Origin of the sequence: Paenirhodobacter hankyongi (assembly GCF_003664585.1) — a bacterium.
Lineage (GTDB): Bacteria > Pseudomonadota > Alphaproteobacteria > Rhodobacterales > Rhodobacteraceae > Rhodobacter > Rhodobacter hankyongi.
On the sequence record NZ_RCHI01000002.1, the window covers coordinates 87816 to 103595 of the forward strand.

General features: G+C 68.9%; 15 protein-coding genes. 10 read left to right on the forward strand and 5 right to left on the reverse strand.

From position 1 onward, the window contains the following. Positions 1–10 precede the first annotated feature (10 nt). Genes mutL through DYS74_RS02375 form a run of 3 tightly spaced genes read left to right on the forward strand, consistent with a single transcriptional unit; the run spans position 11 to position 3462 of the window. On the forward strand, positions 11–1912 hold the full coding sequence (mutL, locus tag DYS74_RS02365; protein ID WP_121530554.1) for a DNA mismatch repair endonuclease MutL: 1902 nt from the start codon (positions 11–13) through the stop codon (positions 1910–1912). Beyond that, complete coding sequence (locus DYS74_RS02370; protein WP_121530555.1) at positions 1909–3054, forward strand: DNA recombination protein RmuC; 1146 nt, start codon at positions 1909–1911, stop codon at positions 3052–3054. Before mutL ends, DYS74_RS02370 begins: the two co-directional genes overlap by 4 nt. A gap of 60 nt (positions 3055–3114) precedes the next feature. Beyond that, positions 3115–3462, forward strand: coding sequence for a DUF3775 domain-containing protein (locus DYS74_RS02375; RefSeq protein ID WP_121530556.1), 348 nt, complete (start codon positions 3115–3117; stop codon positions 3460–3462). A 140-nt stretch (positions 3463–3602) separates the two neighbouring features. On the opposite strand, the gene DYS74_RS02380 is transcribed toward DYS74_RS02375, so the two are convergent. Continuing rightward, positions 3603–4289, reverse strand: coding sequence for a response regulator transcription factor (locus DYS74_RS02380; RefSeq protein ID WP_113898578.1), 687 nt, complete (start codon positions 4287–4289; stop codon positions 3603–3605). Between the two features lie 157 nt (positions 4290–4446). On the opposite strand from DYS74_RS02380, the gene ribA reads away from it, so the two are divergent. Together ribA and DYS74_RS02390 are read left to right on the forward strand one after the other, a co-directional pair. Continuing rightward, complete coding sequence (ribA, locus tag DYS74_RS02385) at positions 4447–5523, forward strand: GTP cyclohydrolase II (protein ID WP_121530557.1); 1077 nt, start codon at positions 4447–4449, stop codon at positions 5521–5523. Positions 5524–5573: 50 nt separating this feature from the next. Then, the gene (locus tag DYS74_RS02390; RefSeq protein WP_183077441.1) at positions 5574–6095 is read left to right on the forward strand and encodes a L,D-transpeptidase family protein; all 522 of its coding nucleotides are present in this window, start codon (positions 5574–5576) and stop codon (positions 6093–6095) included. A 3-nt stretch (positions 6096–6098) separates the two neighbouring features. Here the strand turns inward: DYS74_RS02390 and DYS74_RS02395 are convergent, their stop codons facing one another. Next, the gene (locus tag DYS74_RS02395) at positions 6099–6764 is read right to left on the reverse strand and encodes a YggS family pyridoxal phosphate-dependent enzyme (protein ID WP_121530558.1); all 666 of its coding nucleotides are present in this window, start codon (positions 6762–6764) and stop codon (positions 6099–6101) included. 92 nt (positions 6765–6856) lie between these two features. Beyond that, positions 6857–7774 carry a porin gene (locus tag DYS74_RS02400; RefSeq protein WP_121530559.1) on the reverse strand — a complete coding sequence of 306 codons (918 nt, stop codon included), beginning with the start codon at positions 7772–7774 and terminating at the stop codon, positions 6857–6859. A 329-nt stretch (positions 7775–8103) separates the two neighbouring features. Between DYS74_RS02400 and DYS74_RS02405 the strand changes: the two genes are divergently transcribed. From DYS74_RS02405 to DYS74_RS02425, 5 genes are all read left to right on the forward strand, one after another. Then, positions 8104–8652 (forward strand): DUF3576 domain-containing protein, encoded by a 549-nt coding sequence (locus tag DYS74_RS02405; RefSeq protein WP_121530560.1) that lies wholly within the window; start codon positions 8104–8106, stop codon positions 8650–8652. A 107-nt stretch (positions 8653–8759) separates the two neighbouring features. Beyond that, complete coding sequence (gene leuS, locus DYS74_RS02410; RefSeq protein WP_121530561.1) at positions 8760–11327, forward strand: leucine--tRNA ligase; 2568 nt, start codon at positions 8760–8762, stop codon at positions 11325–11327. Next, a complete protein-coding gene (lptE, locus tag DYS74_RS02415) occupies positions 11314–11805 on the forward strand; it encodes an LPS assembly lipoprotein LptE (RefSeq protein WP_121530562.1) in 492 nt (163 codons plus the stop codon). Before leuS ends, lptE begins: the two co-directional genes overlap by 14 nt. After that, the gene (gene holA, locus DYS74_RS02420; protein ID WP_121530564.1) at positions 11802–12824 is read left to right on the forward strand and encodes a DNA polymerase III subunit delta; all 1023 of its coding nucleotides are present in this window, start codon (positions 11802–11804) and stop codon (positions 12822–12824) included. The genes lptE and holA overlap by 4 nt, the downstream gene beginning before the upstream one ends. Further along, positions 12824–13996, forward strand: a complete 1173-nt coding sequence (locus DYS74_RS02425; protein WP_121530566.1) for a TIGR03862 family flavoprotein — start codon at positions 12824–12826, stop codon at positions 13994–13996. Before holA ends, DYS74_RS02425 begins: the two co-directional genes overlap by 1 nt. Here DYS74_RS02425 and DYS74_RS02430 read toward each other — a convergent pair. Together DYS74_RS02430 and DYS74_RS02435 are read right to left on the reverse strand one after the other, a co-directional pair. Beyond that, the gene (locus DYS74_RS02430) at positions 13993–15045 is read right to left on the reverse strand and encodes a dipeptidase (protein ID WP_121530568.1); all 1053 of its coding nucleotides are present in this window, start codon (positions 15043–15045) and stop codon (positions 13993–13995) included. The two genes, DYS74_RS02425 and DYS74_RS02430, sit on opposite strands and share 4 nt — an antisense overlap. An 11-nt stretch (positions 15046–15056) precedes the next feature. Next, positions 15057–15656, reverse strand: coding sequence for a glutathione S-transferase family protein (locus DYS74_RS02435; protein WP_121530570.1), 600 nt, complete (start codon positions 15654–15656; stop codon positions 15057–15059). Positions 15657–15780: the final 124 nt, after the last annotated feature.

Sequence of the window (15780 nt, forward strand, 5' to 3'; positions counted from 1 at the left end):
CCCTTGTGGAATGAACGCACAGCCCCCCCAGATCAGCCTCGAACGCCCGGTCATCCGGCAGCTTGACGACGCCGCTGCGAACCGGATCGCGGCCGGCGAGGTGGTCGAACGCCCCGCCTCGGCGGTGAAGGAGCTGGTCGAGAACGCGCTCGACGCCGGGGCGCGGCGCGTCGACATCGCCTATGCCGACGGCGGCAAGACGCTGATCCGCATCACCGACGACGGCTGCGGCATGACCGCCGAGGACCTGCCACTGGCGATGAGCCGGCATGCCACCTCGAAGATCGACGGCTCGGACCTTCTGAACATCCACACCTTCGGCTTCCGCGGCGAGGCGCTGCCCTCGCTCGGCGCCGTCGGCCGGCTGACCATCACCTCGCGCGCCGAGGGGTTCGAGGCGGCGGCGATCACCGTCGCGGGCGGGCAGATCGGCGCGGTCAGGCCCGCGGCGCTGAACCGCGGCACGGTGGTGGAGCTGCGCGATCTGTTCTTCGCCACCCCGGCGCGGCTCAAGTTCATGCGCACCGACCGCGCCGAGGCCGGCGCCATCGCCGATGCGGTGAAGCGGCTGGCGATGGCCGAACCCTATGTCAGCTTCACCCTGCGCGACGTCTCGGGCGGCGGCGAGGGGCGCGAGATCTTCCGCGCCGATGCCGAACAGGGCGAGCTTTTCGGCGCGCTGGCCGGCCGGCTTGGCCGCGTGCTCGGCCGCGCCTTCAGCGACAATGCCCTGCCGCTCGACGCCGAGCGCGAGGGCATCCGCCTGACCGGCTATGCGGCCCTGCCGACCTATTCGCGCGGCGCCGCGGTCGAGCAGTTCCTGTTCGTGAACGGCCGTCCGGTGCGCGACAAGATGCTTCTGGGGGCACTGCGGGCGGCCTATATGGACGTGCTCAGCCGCGACCGCCACCCGGCGGCGGTGTTGTTCCTCGGCTGCGATCCCGAGCGGGTCGACGTCAACGTGCACCCGGCGAAGGCCGAGGTCCGCTTCCGAGAATCGGGCATCCCGCGCGGGCTGATCGTCACCGCGATCCGCCACGCCCTGGCCGAGGCCGGGCACCGTGCCTCCTCGACCGTCGCCACCGCGACGCTCGGCGCGATGCGGCCCGAACCCGCGCAGATGCCGCCGCGGGTCTATCAGATGGACCGGCCGAGCCTTGGCGCGATGCGCACGAGCTATGCCGCGCAGATGCCGCTGATGCCCGAGCCCGGCCTTGCCGAGGCCCCGGCCCCCTTCGCCGCGCCCGCCTGGCCGCCCGTCGAGCCCGCCCCTTACGACGTGCCAAGCGCGCGCGCCGAAGTGCCGCCCGCGCAGGACGAGGCGCTGACCCACGCCCCCCTCGGCGCCGCCCGCGCCCAGGTGCACGAGAATTACATCATCGCCCAGACCGAGCGCGGCATCGTCATCGTCGATCAGCATGCCGCGCATGAACGGCTGGTCTACGAGCGATTGAAACGGCAGATGGCCGAGAAGGGCGTCGCGGCGCAGGCGCTGCTGATCCCCGAGATCGTCGAGCTTTCGCCCGCCGACGCGGCGCGGCTGCTGGACGCCGCCGACGATCTCACCCGCCTTGGCCTGACGATCGAGCCCTTCGGCGGCTCGGCGATCGCGGTGCGCGAGACCCCGGCGATTCTGGGCGAGATCAACGCCGAGGCACTGCTGCGCGACGTGCTCGACGAACTCGCGGACCTTGGCGACAGCGAGCTGGTGCTGGCAAAGATCGACGCGGTGCTGTCGCGCATGGCCTGCCACGGCTCGATCCGCTCGGGCCGCCGGATGCGGGTGGACGAGATGAACGCGCTGCTGCGCGAGATGGAGGCGACGCCGCTTTCCGGGCAGTGCAACCACGGCCGACCGACCTATGTCGAGCTGAAGCTGAGCGACATCGAACGGCTGTTCGGACGGACATGACGACGCTTCCCACCCTGAATGATCCGCTGGTCCTCGCCGGGCTCGGCGGCGCGGCGCTGGTCGTCGTGCTGTTGCTCTTGGTGCTGCGCGCCGCCGGCCGCTCGGCCCGCGCGCTCGATCCGCTGGTGGCGCAGCTCACCGCGCTTGGCGGCCGGGTGCAGGCGCTCTCGGACGGGCAGCACCAGCTTGCGGGCGGGCTCCACCACGTCTCCGAGGCGCAGGCGGCAAGCCAGGCGCGGGTGCTGCAGCTGATGGAGGCACGGCTTGCCGAAGTGAACCGGGCGATGACCGAAAGCCTGCACGGCACCGCCACCCGCACCGCGCGCTCGCTCGGCGACCTGCAACAGCGCCTTGTCGCGATCGACAAGGCGCAGGCGAATATCGAGAAGCTGTCGGGCGACGTACTGGGCCTGCAGGACATCCTGTCGAACAAGCAGACCCGCGGCGCCTTCGGCGAGATCCAGCTGCATGACATCGTGCTGAAGGCGCTGCCCGCCGACAGCTACACGATGCAGGCGACGCTCTCGAACGGGCGGCGGGCGGATTGCCTCATCCACATGCCGAACCCGCCCGGCCCGATCGTGATCGACAGCAAGTTCCCGCTCGAGGCCTACGAGGCGCTGCGCCGCGCGAAAAGCCAAAGTGCGCTGATCGAGGCACAGCGGATGATGCGCATCGCCGTGCGCGCCCATATCCGCGCGATCGCGGAGCGCTACATCGTGCAGGGCGAGACCGCCGACAGTGCGCTGATGTTCCTGCCCTCCGAGGCGGTCTATGCCGAGCTGCACGCGAATTTCCCGGAACTGGTGCGCGAGGGCTTTGCGGCGAAGGTCTGGATCGTCTCGCCCACCACCTGCATGGCGACGCTGCACACCATGCGCGCGGTGCTGAAGGACGCGCGGATGCGCGAGCAGGCCGGCGCGATCCGCCAGGAGCTGGCCGCGCTTTACGCCGACATCGACCGGCTCGGCCAGCGCGTCGGCAACCTCGACCGGCATTTCTCGCAGGCCGCGAAGGACATCGAGGAGATCCGGATCTCCGCCGACAAGGCCGGAAAACGCGCGCATCGGCTCGACAATTTCGACTTCGAGGAGCTGGCCCCCGGCGCTGATGTGACGCGCCCCCCGGGGCTGCTGCCCTGACAGATGCGCCTTGCGCCCGCCGCCGTCTGGGGCGACACTGCAAGACCACAGGAGGTCTCCATGCAGCTGCCGATCAGCCCGTCCAAAGTCGCCCATGTCATCATCCGAGCCCGCAAGTTCGACGCCGACATTCCCGGCTCGGGCCAGGGCCGCGAGCTGCGCGCCTTCATCGCGTCGCTGAACGAGGACGAGCAGGCGGCGCTGACCGCGATCATGTGGATCGGCCGCGAGACCTTTGACGCGAGCGAATTCGACGAGGCCTGGGAGACCGCCAAGGCCGAGGCGAGCGCTCCGACCGAGGATTACCTGCTCGGCGTGCCGATGCTGGCCGATTACCTCGAAGACGGCCTGAACGCGCTCGATATCAGCCTCGAGGAAGCCGAGGAAGGCATCGACCCCTCCGTCTGAGCGCGGATCGAGGGGCGCTGCCCCTCTTCGCCTGCGGCGAATTCACCCCGAGGTATTTGCGGCAAGATGAAAGACCATTTTTCATCTTGCCTCAAATACCTCACGGGGGTGCGGGGGTGTGAAACCCCCGCCCTGATCGCTTACGCCACCAGCCGGTAGCCACCCGATTCCGTCACCAGAAGCCGCGCATTCTGCGGATCGGGCTCGATCTTCTGCCGCAGCCGGTAGATGTGGGTTTCGAGCGTGTGGGTGGTGACCCCGGCGTTATAGCCCCAGACCTCGTGCAGCAGCACATCGCGCGGCACCACGCCATCGGTGGCGCGGTAGAGGAACTTGAGGATGTTGGTTTCCTTCTCGGTCAGCCGGATCTTGCGATCCTTGGCATCGACCAGCATCTTCATCGCCGGCTTGAACGTATACGGCCCAAGCTGGAACACCGCGTCTTCCGACTGTTCATGCGTGCGCAGCTGCGCGCGCAGACGCGCCAGAAGCACCGGGAACTTGAACGGCTTCGTCACGTAATCATTCGCGCCGCTGTCGAGGCCAAGGATGGTGTCGGCGTCGGTGTCATGCCCGGTCAGCATCACGATCGGGCATTTCACCCCCTGCTTGCGCAGCTTCTTGCACAGCTCGCGCCCGTCGGTGTCAGGCAGGCCGACATCCAGCACCACGAGGTCATAGAGCGCTTCCTTCGCCTTCTCCACCGCCTCGGCGCCCGAGCCCGCCTCATACACTTCGAAATCCTCGGTGGCGACCAGCTGCTCGGCCAGCGCCTCGCGCAGATCGGTATCGTCGTCCACCAGAAGGATCTTTTTCAGTCCAGCCATCTTGTTCGGGCCTCCGTTTCTGTCGGTGTCCTGCGTTCGGTGCAAAGCTGATGCCCGATCACGCGAACGGCAAGGGGCGTGAAATCTTTCTCACGCGCTCGTGTCGCAGCACCGCGCCATGTTTCAATTTGTTTCAGGCATCGCTATCTCTTGGGCCATGATGACGCCCTTCTCCCTTGGCCCGACGGCCGCCGAACGCCTGAACCGTGCCCGCGCCGACCTGCGCATGGGGTTGCCCGTAGTGCTGTCGGGAGAGCTTGCCGTGGCGATCGAGACGCTGAGCCCAGAGCGGCTGGCGGCGCTTGCCACACTCGGCCCGCTCACCCTCGCCATCACCTCCTGGCGCGCCGAGACGCTGAAGGCCCGCGTCTATGACAATGACCTCGCCCGGATCGTGGTGCCCGCGGACGCCGATCTTACCTGGCTGCGGGCGATCGCCGATCCGGCCGACGACCTGCGCATGCCGATGAAAGGGCCGCTGACAAGCCGCCGCGAGGGCGACGCCACCCTTGCCCGCGCCGCGATCGCCTTGGCCAAGACTTCGCAGCTGCTGCCCGCGGCGCTGCTTGCCCCGCTTCCCGATCCCGCACCCGAGGGGCTGACCACGCTCGACGCTGCCGAGGTGCTGCGCGAGATCTCGGCCGCGGCGGTGCTTGCTCCGGTCTCGGCCGCCCGCGTGCCGATGCGCGCGGCCGAAAAGGGGCGGCTCCATATCTTCCGCCCCGACGATGGCGGCGAGGAGCATTACGCCGTCGAGATCGGCTCGCCCGACCGCTCCGAGCCGGTGCTGGCCCGGCTGCATTCGGCCTGCTTCACCGGCGACGTGCTCGGCTCGCTGAAATGCGACTGCGGGCCACAGCTTGACGCCGCGCTGACGCAGATGGGGCACGAGGGGGCGGGGATCCTGCTCTACCTCAACCAGGAAGGCCGCGGCATCGGCCTTGCCAACAAGATGCGCGCCTATGACCTGCAGGATCAGGGCTTCGACACCGTCGAGGCAAACCACCGCCTCGGGTTCGAGGATGACGAGCGCGACTTCCGCATCGGCGCCGCCCTGCTGAAGAAGCTCGGCTTCTCGAAGGTGCGGCTGCTGACCAACAACCCCGCCAAGGTGCGGATGCTCGAGGCGAATGGCATCGAGGTGGTCGAGCGCGTGCCGCTGAAGGTCGGCCTCAGCCGCCACAACGCCGCCTATCTGGCCACGAAGGCGGCGAAGTCGGGCCATATCCTGTGAGCGCGCCGCTGCGCCTGACACCGCGCGGGCTGCTCGCCCACGGGCGCTGCATGCCGGTCGAGATCGGCCGCGGCGGGCTCAGCTGCACGAAACGCGAGGGTGACGGCGCGACCCCGGTCGGCCGGCTCAGGATCGTCGGCATGCTCTATCGCGCCGACCGGGTGAAACGGCCCGGCCGCTGGGCGAAACCGATCGGTCCGGGCGATCTGTGGTGCGATGCGCCCACGCATCCCGCCTATAACCAGCCGGTGCGCGGGCCCTTCGCGGCCAGCCATGAACGCCTCGCCCGCCCCGATCCGCTTTACGACATCGTGCTGATCACCGACTGGAATTATCCCGACGCGCAGCCCGGCCGCGGCTCGGCGATCTTCGTGCATCAGCGCCGCCGGCCGGGCTTTCCGACGGCCGGCTGCCTCGCCCTGCGCCGCGCCGACCTGATCCGCCTCGCGCGCAGCCTCCGGCCGGGAACCGAGATCGTGATTCCCGACCTCGCCTGCTTTCATCTTGGCAAAAATACCTCGGGGTCCGGGGCAGCGCCCCGGAACGCCCGCCCCGCCCGCGACAAGGCCTGAGGCTCAGCCCGCCCGCGGCCCATAGTCCCGCGCCCCGAAGATCGCGGACCCCACGCGGACATGCGTTGCCCCGGCGGCGATAGCGGCCTCGAAATCGGAACTCATCCCCATCGACAGCCCGGTCAGCCCGTTGCGTGCCGCCATCCCGGCCAGCGCGGTGAAATGCGGCACCGGGTCCTCGCCCTCGGGCGGGATGCACATCAGCCCGACGACCGGCAGATCCATCCCCCGCGCCTCGGCCACGAAGGCGTCGACGCCCTCGGGCAGCACACCCGCCTTCTGCGGCTCGGCGCCGGTGTTCACCTGGATGAAAAGCTCGGGGCTCGCGCCGCGCGCCTGCGCCAGATGCGCAAGCTTCGTCGCCAGCGACGGCCGGTCGAGGGTGTGGATCGCCTCGAACAGCTCGACCGCGATCTTCGCCTTGTTGGTCTGCAGCGGCCCGATCATGTGTACGGCAACGCCCGGGAAAGCCGCGCGCCAGGCCGGCCACTTGCCCTGCGCTTCCTGCACGTAATTCTCGCCGAAAAGCGTGTGGCCGGCGCGCAGCACCGCCTCGACCCGTTCGGCCGGCTGCACCTTCGACACCGCGATCAGCTGCACCGAACCGGCAGCCCGGCCCGCAGCCGCCTCTGCCGCGGCGACGCGGCGGGTGATTTCGTCAAGTCCCATGGCATCCTCCATCGCGCCCCAGAAACCACGCGATGGCCCAAAAGAAAAGAGCGGGCGCAAGGCCCGCTCTTTCCCAATCAGGTTCTGAAGGATCAGAACTTGAACTTCACGCCGAGGTCGGCAACCGGGTCCGAGCCCTTGATGTCGTCATCAGCGATGCCGCCGACGACCGAAGCGCCGCCGCCCAGATCGTAGGCCGCGCCGAGGCCGTACCAGGTCACGTCGGCGCCGCCGACGAACTCAGCCTTCTGCACGTAGCCCATGACGGTGGTCGCGCCGAAGACCGACGAAACGCCGAGGCCGTAGGAGTTGTCGACCGGGTTCAGGTCGTCGCCCACAGCGTAGTAGGCCTTGACCGAGGTGTCGCCGAAGGTGGCAACGCCGGCCAGCTCGGCCTGGGTCATCTTGCCGCCAGCAGCGAGCTCGAGGTCTTCGTAGCCGAGGCCAACGGTGTAGTTGCCGAAGGTGTAGGCAGCGGCAACGCCGTAAGCCTGGTTCGCATCAACCGAGGTCTGGTCGACGAAGCCGTCCGACAGCGACGCGGCGACCGAGAAGGCACCGGCGGTGTAGGTGTACAGCAGAGCCGACTGGGTGTTGTTGTCGAGGGTCAGGTACGGGATGTCGTTTTCGAGGCCAGCGCCCGAGGTCACGAGATCGGTGTAGCCGACTTCCGGCAGGTCGCCGAACAGGGCTTCCGGAGCCGAGACGACGTCGCCCATTTCGAGCTTGCCGAAGGCGCCCGAAACGTAGACCGAGCCTTCGGTGCCGTAGGCGGCGCCGTTGTTGGCGATCGAGTCGCCAGCCTGGTCAGCGCGGAACGAACCACCGAACTCGAGGCCCGAGTCGGTCTGGCCCGAGAGCGTGAAGGTCACGCGAGCGCGGCTCGAGAAGTTCCAGTCGGAACCGTTGTAGGTGACGCCCATGCGGCCGTCGCCCGAGAGAGTCACTTCAGCAGCGGCGAAGCCAGCCGAGAAGACCAGGGCGGTCGTCGCGAAGAGAACCTTTTTCATCGTTTTCCCTCATTGTCTCTAAGGTAAGCCCCAACTCAGGGAAATCCGAATTGGGTATGGCTGCTTTTTCCCTCCCGGCGCCTCTCATTGCAATGAAAACGACTGGCGTGGGGGCATTGACGCGGGGCGTGGTGCACTCTTGCCACAGTCCACGCGACCCCCTCGGCGCAGCCCTGCACACACGCCCCGCACACGCCCACGTGAAAGCGGTAACCTGCCGGATGAGGCGTGCAAGGGCGCGTCCTGCCGGGAAAATCCTTGTCGCCTCGCGGGGCTTGGGCTAGAGACGGTCAAGGCCATCAGCTCGAAGCTCACGGGGACTGCATCCGATGAAAATCCGACACATCCTGCGCGCCGGGACCATTGCAGGTGTCACCCTCACGCTCGCGGGCTGCGGCGGCATTTCCAGCGGGAATCTCTTCGGTGGCGGCTCGCGAAAGGCCGCTCAGACCGAGACGACCGGGCCGATGCCGGACCCGACGCAGGTCTCGCACATGGCCGGCGGCAACAACGACTGGGAATATCGCCAGAAGTCCTCGACCGTGTGGGATCTGTTCTCGAACAGCGACGATCCGAACGTGAAGCTCGAGGTCAACAAGTACATCTGGAACGCCACGCTCGAGGTGCTCGACTTCCTGCCGATCCAGACCGTCGACCCGTTCTCGGGGCTGATCGTCACCGGCTATGGCACGCCCCCGGGCGGTGGCCGTGCCTATCGCGCCACGATCCACATCACCGATCCGGCGCTCGATGCGCGCAGCCTCAAGGTGTCGCTCGAAAGCAAGGGCGGCGCGGTGTCGCCCGACACCGTGCGCGCGGTCGAGGATGCGATTCTCACCCGCGCCCGTCAGCTGCGGATCGCCGATTCGAACCTCTGAGCCCGGTGCGGGCGGGGAATTTTGCCCCTGCCCGCCGGCTCGTCTCTGGACCTTGAGCCCCGCCACGGTGTAGCAAGCGCCTCGCAGACTTCGTTTGAGGGGCCGAGATGACGCGCTACGCACCCGCCGAGACCGAGAAGAAATGGCAAGCCGCCTGGGATGACGCCGGCGTCTTCACCGCGAAACGCGACCCGGCCAGACCGAAATACTACGTGCTCGAGATGTTCCCCTATCCGTCGGGGCGCATCCACATGGGCCATGTGCGCAACTACACGATGGGCGACGTCGTGGCGCGCTACAAGATGAGCTGCGGCTTTTCCGTGCTGCACCCGATGGGCTGGGACGCCTTCGGGATGCCGGCCGAGAACGCGGCGATGGAGCGTGGCGGCCACCCGAAGGACTGGACCTACGGCAATATCGCCGACATGCGCGGGCAGATGAAGCCGCTCGGCCTGTCGATCGACTGGTCGCGCGAATTCGCCACCTGCGACCCCGAGTATTACGGCCAGCAGCAGGCGATGTTCATCGACATGCTCGAGGCGGGCCTTGTCTATCGCAAGAACGCGGTGGTGAACTGGGACCCGGTCGACATGACGGTCCTGGCGAACGAGCAGGTGATCGACGGCAAGGGCTGGCGTTCGGGCGCGGCGGTCGAGCGCAAGGAACTCACCCAATGGTTCTTCCGGATCTCGGATTTCGCCGGCGAGCTGCTCGATGCGCTCGACGGGCTTGAGCACTGGCCCGAGAAGGTGCGCCTGATGCAGGCGAACTGGATCGGCCGCTCGCGCGGGCTGCAATTCGCCTTCTCGACGATCGACGCGCCGGAGGGATTCGACCGCATCGAGTGCTATACCACTCGGCCCGACACGCTGATGGGGGCAAGCTTCTGCGCGATCTCGCCCGACCATCCGCTGGCCAAGCATCTCGAACGCCACGACCCCGAGATGGCGAAGTTCATCGCCGAGGCGCGCCGCGGCGGCACCACCGAGGAAGCGATCGAGACCGGCGAGAAGCTGGGCATCGACACCGGCATCCGGGTGCGCCACCCGCTCGACGAGGCCTGGGAGCTGCCGGTCTGGATCGCGAACTTCATCCTGATGGATTACGGCACCGGCGCGATCTTCGGTTGCCCGGCGCATGACGCGCGCGACTTCGAATTCGCCACCAAATACGGCCTGCCGATCCACTCGGTGTTCCGCCCGCTGGCCGACGAGGCGGCCGAGGCCGACCTGCCGCCCGCCGAGGAATTCGTGCCGCTGAAGTCGGAGAAGGTCCGCTACATCCGCGGTTTCTCGGGCGAGGAGGTGCAGACCGGCGAGGAAGCCGTCGCCGCCGCGATTGCCTTCTGCGAGGCGAATGGCATCGGCCGCGGCGTGACCAACTATCGCCTGCGCGACTGGGGCCTCAGCCGTCAGCGCTATTGGGGCTGCCCGATTCCGGTGGTGCATTGCCCCGATTGCGGCGTGGTGCCCGAGAAGAAGGAAAACCTGCCGGTCCGCCTGCCCGACGACGTCACCTTCGACAAGCCCGGCAACCCGCTCGACCGCCACCCGACCTGGCGCGACTGCACCTGCCCGAAATGCGGCGGCAAGGCCCGGCGCGAGACCGACACGATGGACACCTTCGTCGATTCGTCGTGGTATTACGCGCGCTTCACCTCGCCGCATGCGACGACGCCGACGGTGGCCGAGGACGCCGATTACTGGATGAACGTCGACCAGTATATCGGCGGCATCGAGCACGCGATTCTGCACCTGCTCTATTCGCGCTTCTTCGCCCGGGCGATGCACCGCACCGGCCACCTGCCGGCAAAAGCGATCGAGCCGTTCAGCGCGCTCTTCACCCAGGGCATGGTGACCCACGAGATCTACATGACCCGCGATTCGTCGGGCCGCCCGGTCTATCACCTGCCCGAGGACATCGACCGCGAGGCCGGCACGGTGAAGGCCACCGGCGAGAAGCTCGAGATCATCCCCTCGGCGAAGATGTCGAAGTCGAAGAAGAACGTCGTCGACCCGATGAACATCATCGCCTCCTTCGGCGCCGATACCGCGCGATTCTTCGTGATGTCGGACAGCCCGCCCGAGCGCGACGTGGAATGGACCGCGGCCGGTGCCGAGGCGACCTCGAAGTTCCTCGCGCGCGTCTGGCGCATCGCCGACGAGATCGCGCAGGGCGCGGGCGGTGATGGCAGCGCCGAGGACGAGGCACTGCTCAAGGCCGTGCACAAGACGATCGACGAGGTCACCCGCTCGATCGACGGCTTCGCCTTCAACAAGGCGGTGGCGGCGATCTATGGCCTGACCAACACGCTGTCGAAATCGGCCGCCTCGAACGGGGCGAAGCGCGACGCGATGAAGCTGATGGCGCAGATCATGGCGCCGATGGTGCCGCATCTGGCCGAGGACGTCTGGTCGATGCTGGGCGGGGCGGGCTTTGTCGTGCAGGCGGGCTGGCCCAAGGCCGACCCGGCGATGCTGGCCGAGGACAGCGTGACGCTGCCGATCCAGATCAACGGCAAGCGCCGCGGCGAGATCACCGTTCCCAAGGACATGCCGAAGGACGAGGTTGAAAAGCGCGTGCTGGCGGACGAAGCTGTGCTCAAGGCGCTGGCCGGTGGCCAGCCGAAGAAGCTCATCGTCGTGCCGGGGCGCATCGTCAATGTCGTCATCTGACCGCAGAACCTTCCTGCTTCTTGCTGCCGCGGCCCTTGCGGGCTGCGGCTTCACCCCCGCCTATGGCCCGCAGGGCGGGGGCGCCCGGCTCCTCGGCACCGTGCAGACCGATTCGCCGAAGACCCGAGACGATTTCGCTCTGACCCGGCGGCTGAGCGAACGTCTCGGCCCGCTGGAAACCGCGCGCTACCGGCTGGCCTACACGGTCAAGACCCAGGCGCTTGGCCAGGCGATCACCCCCTCGAACGCGACGACGCGCTATTCGCTCACCGGCACGGTCGATTACACGCTGCACGACATCGGCACCGATGCCGTGCTGATGGCGGGCAAGGTCGCCTCCTTCACCTCCTGGTCGGCGACCGGCACGGTGGTGGCGACCGATTCCGCCGAGGAAGACGCGCACCGCCGGCTGATGTCGATGCTGGCCGACCAGATCGTCACCCGGCTGCTCGCGCAGGCGGGCTCGCTGCCGCAATGAAGCTCGCGGGCGTCGCAGCGGTCCGCTATTTCGCCAAGCCCGATCCCGCGCGCACCGGGCTGCTGATCTATGGCGCCGACGCGATGCGGGTGGCGCTGCGCCGGCAGGAGGTGATCGCCGCCCTCGTCGGCCCCGAGGGCGAGGCCGAGATGCGCCTGACCCGGATCCCGGCCTCCGAGCTGCGCAAGGACGGCGCGGCGCTCAATGACGCGGTGAAGGCCGTGGGCTTCTTCCCCGGCCCGCGCGTCGTCTTCGTCGAGGATGCGACCGACACCCTTGCCCCCACCGTCTCGGCCGCGCTCAAGGACTGGCGCGAGGGCGATGCGCAGATCATCGTCACCGCCGGCTCGCTCACCGCGAAATCGGCGCTGCGCAAGCTCTTCGAGCCGCATCCGAACGCCGTCGCCATCGGCATCTATGACGATCCGCCGACCCGCGAGGAGATCGAGGAGATCCTGCACCGCGCCGGGCTGCGCCACGTCGATCAGGCGGCGATGACCGACCTTCTGGCGCTGGCGAAGGCGCTCGATCCCGGCGATTTCCGCCAGACCGTCGAGAAGATCGCGCTCTACAAATACGACGATTCGGCGCCGCTGACACCGGCCGAGATCGCCGCCTGCGCCCCCGCCACGGTCGAGGCCGAGGTCGACGACGTGCTGAACATCGTCGCCGAGGGCCGGCCGCAGGAGCTTGGCCCGATGATGCGCCGGATCGAGGGGCAGGGCGTGCTGCCGGTGACGCTGGCGATCATGGCGCTGCGCCATTTCCGCACCCTGCATGCCGCGGCCTCGGACCCGGGCGGGCCCGGCGCCGGCATCGGCCGGGTGCGGCCGCCGGTCTTCGGCCCGCGCCGCGACCGGATGCAGGCGCAGGCCAGCCGCTGGGGCATGTTCCGCCTCGAGGAGGCGCTGAAGTTGCTGATCGAGACCGACCTCACCCTGCGCTCGGCCTCGAAGGCACCGCAGATGGCGGTGATGGAACGCGCGCTGTTGCGCCTGTCGATGCTGGCGCGGCACTGATGGCGCGGGCGCTGGTCATCGGCGGCGGGCCGGCGGGGCTGATGGCCGCAGAGGAGATCGCCCGCTCGGGCCATTCGGTGCTGTTGGCCGAGGCGAAGCCGACGCTCGCGCGCAAGTTCCTGATGGCGGGGAAATCGGGGCTGAACCTGACCAGGGACGAGCCGCTCGACCGGTTCCTGACCGCCTATTCGCCCGACTGGGTGCGGCCGCTGATCGCGGGCTTCGGCCCGGCGGCGGTGACCGCCTTTGCCCGCGGGCTGGGGATCGAGCTCTTCACCGGCACCACCGGGCGGGTGTTTCCGACCGGGATGAAGGCCTCGCCGATGCTGCGCGCCTGGATCGCGCGGCTGACCGGCATGGGGGTCGAGCTCCGCCCCCGCTGGCACTGGCAGGGCTTTGACGGCGACGCCTTCGTCTTCGACACGCCCGAGGGCCGGGTCGAGATGCGCCCCGAGGTCACGGTCCTGGCGCTTGGCGGCGCAAGCTGGCCGCGGCTTGGCTCGGATGCCGCCTGGGTGCCCTGGCTTGCCGCGCGCGGGGTCGAGATCGCCCCCTTCCGCCCGGCGAACATGGGGCTGGTGGTCGAGTGGTCGGCGCATATGGCGCCCTTCCTCGGCCAGCCGGTGAAGGGGGCGGCGCTCGTCACCCCGGGCGCCCGCTCGCGCGGCGAATTCGTGCTGTCGGCCCGCGGCATCGAGGGCGGCGGCGTCTATGCCATCGCCGCCGCGGTGCGCGAGGGGGCGCCGCTGACGCTTGACCTCGTGCCTGATGGCGATGCCGAGACGCTCGCCCGCCGCATCGCCCATGTCAGCCCGAAGGAAAGCGCCTCGAACCGGCTGCGCAAGGCGCTGCGGCTCGATCCGGTGAAGCTCGCGCTGATGAACGAATGGGGCCGGCCGCTGCCCTCGGACCCGATCGCGCTGGCACAGCGGGTGAAGGCGCTGCCGGTGCGGCACGCGGGGCCACGGCCCTTGGCCGAGGCGATCTCGTCCGCCGGCGGCATCACCCGCGACGCGCTGCACGAAGGGCTGGAGCTGGCCGCCCTGCCCGGTGTCTTCGCCGCGGGCGAGATGCTCGACTGGGAGGCGCCGACCGGGGGCTATCTGCTCACCGGCTGCCTCGCCACCGGGCGGGTCGCCGGGCGCGCGGCGGCGCGGCGGCTGGGGCGTTAAACGCCCCAGGTCCGTTCGAGCACCGCCAGCCAGTTGCGGAAGGCAAGCTTCTCGACCAGCGCCGCGCCGAAGCCGTGGTCGTGCAGCGCCGCGAGCAGCCGCGGCAGCCCCGCGACATCGCCCAGATCCGCCGGCACCGTCGCCCCGTCGAAATCGGAGCCGAGCCCGACCCGGTCCTCGCCCAGGATGCCGATCAGATGATCGAGATGGCGCAACACCGGATCCCAGCCGGTGAAACTCTCGCCCACGCCATCCGGGCGCAGGAAGCCCACGGCATAGTTCAGCCCGACCATGCCGTCGCTGTCGCGGATCACCTGCAACTGCCGGTCGGTCAGATTGCGGCTGTGCGGCGACACCGCATGCGCGTTCGAATGGGTGGCGACAAGCGGCGCGTCGGACAGCGCCGCGACGTCGTCAAAGCCCTTCTCGTTCAGGTGGCTGAGGTCGAGCATGATCTTCAGCGCATTGCATTCGCGCACCAGCCGCTTGCCCGCCTCGGTCAGACCGTCGCCGGTATCGGGCGAGGACGGATAGGCGAAGGGCACGCCATGGCCGAAGGCCGTGGGCCGCGACCAGACCGGGCCCAGCGAGCGCAACCCCGCCGCGTGCCAGACATGCAGCGCATCAAGGTCGGGCAGGATCGCCTCGGCCCCTTCCATGTGCAGCACCGCGGCGATCTTGCCCGCCGCCATCGCGGCACGGATCTCGGCCACGCTGCGGCAGATCGCCAGCGTGCCGGTGCGCTCCATCCACCGAAGATGCCCGATCTCGGCCACCGCGACCTCGAGCGCGTCGGCATAGGGCACCGGCTCGGGCAGTGGCACGGCATAGGGCGGATGGCGCAGCATCGCATCGAAATCGGGCGCGTCGGGCGGCATCGGCGAGGGCACCCAGACCGCGAAGAAGCCGCCCGCAAAGCCGCCTGCACGCATCCGCGGCAGGTCGAGATGCCCCTCGCCCGTGCCCTCGAGCCACAGCGCCTCGCGCCGCGCGGGCTCGCGCAGCAGGCGCAGCAGGAAATCGTTGTGCCCGTCAAAAACCGGAATCATCGCCCTCTCCGTCAGTCCTGAGCCTCATGCGCCGCGGCCCGGCCCCAGGCCGGCCGCGCCCGCATCCGTGCCAGATACTCCGTCAGGCGATGCTCGACGATCGGAAACTTGGCGCTCAGCGCCCAGGTCAGGCAATGGGTCAGGATCAGGTCGGGCACGGTCATCGCGTCGCCCATGACGAAATCGCCCTCGCCCATCCGGCTGACCAGCACATGTTGCGAGCGCTCGAACTCCCACCGCAAGGTGTTGCGGATGCCCGACAGGCGCAGCTCCTCGGGCAGGATGTAGCTGTGCCGCGCCGCCATCCACAGCGCCGCATCGAATTCATCAAGCAGGAACTGCGTCAGCCCGTCCTGCCGCGCCCGCGGCAAGGTGCCGGCCTTGTGGGTCAAGGCGCCGTGGCGGTCGGCCAGATACTGGATGATCGCCGTCGTGTCCGACACCGGCGTGCCGTCGACGATCAGCACCGTGCCCTTGCCGGCGGGGGCGATCTCGGCCACGCCTTCGGGCTGCGGATGGGTCTTCACATGGTCGTAGGACTGGCCGAGCTCCTCGAGCATCCACAGCACCCGCATCACGCGCGAGCCCGCGGTTCCGATCACCGTATACATGTCGCCCCCCTTTCGCGCGCATTGGGCCACGCGGCGCGGGCAGGTGCAAGCGGCATTGTTCCCGGCACAATCGCCCCGTTGACGCAGCCGCGCGGGCATGGCGAAAGTGGTCCTCCGCGCGCCG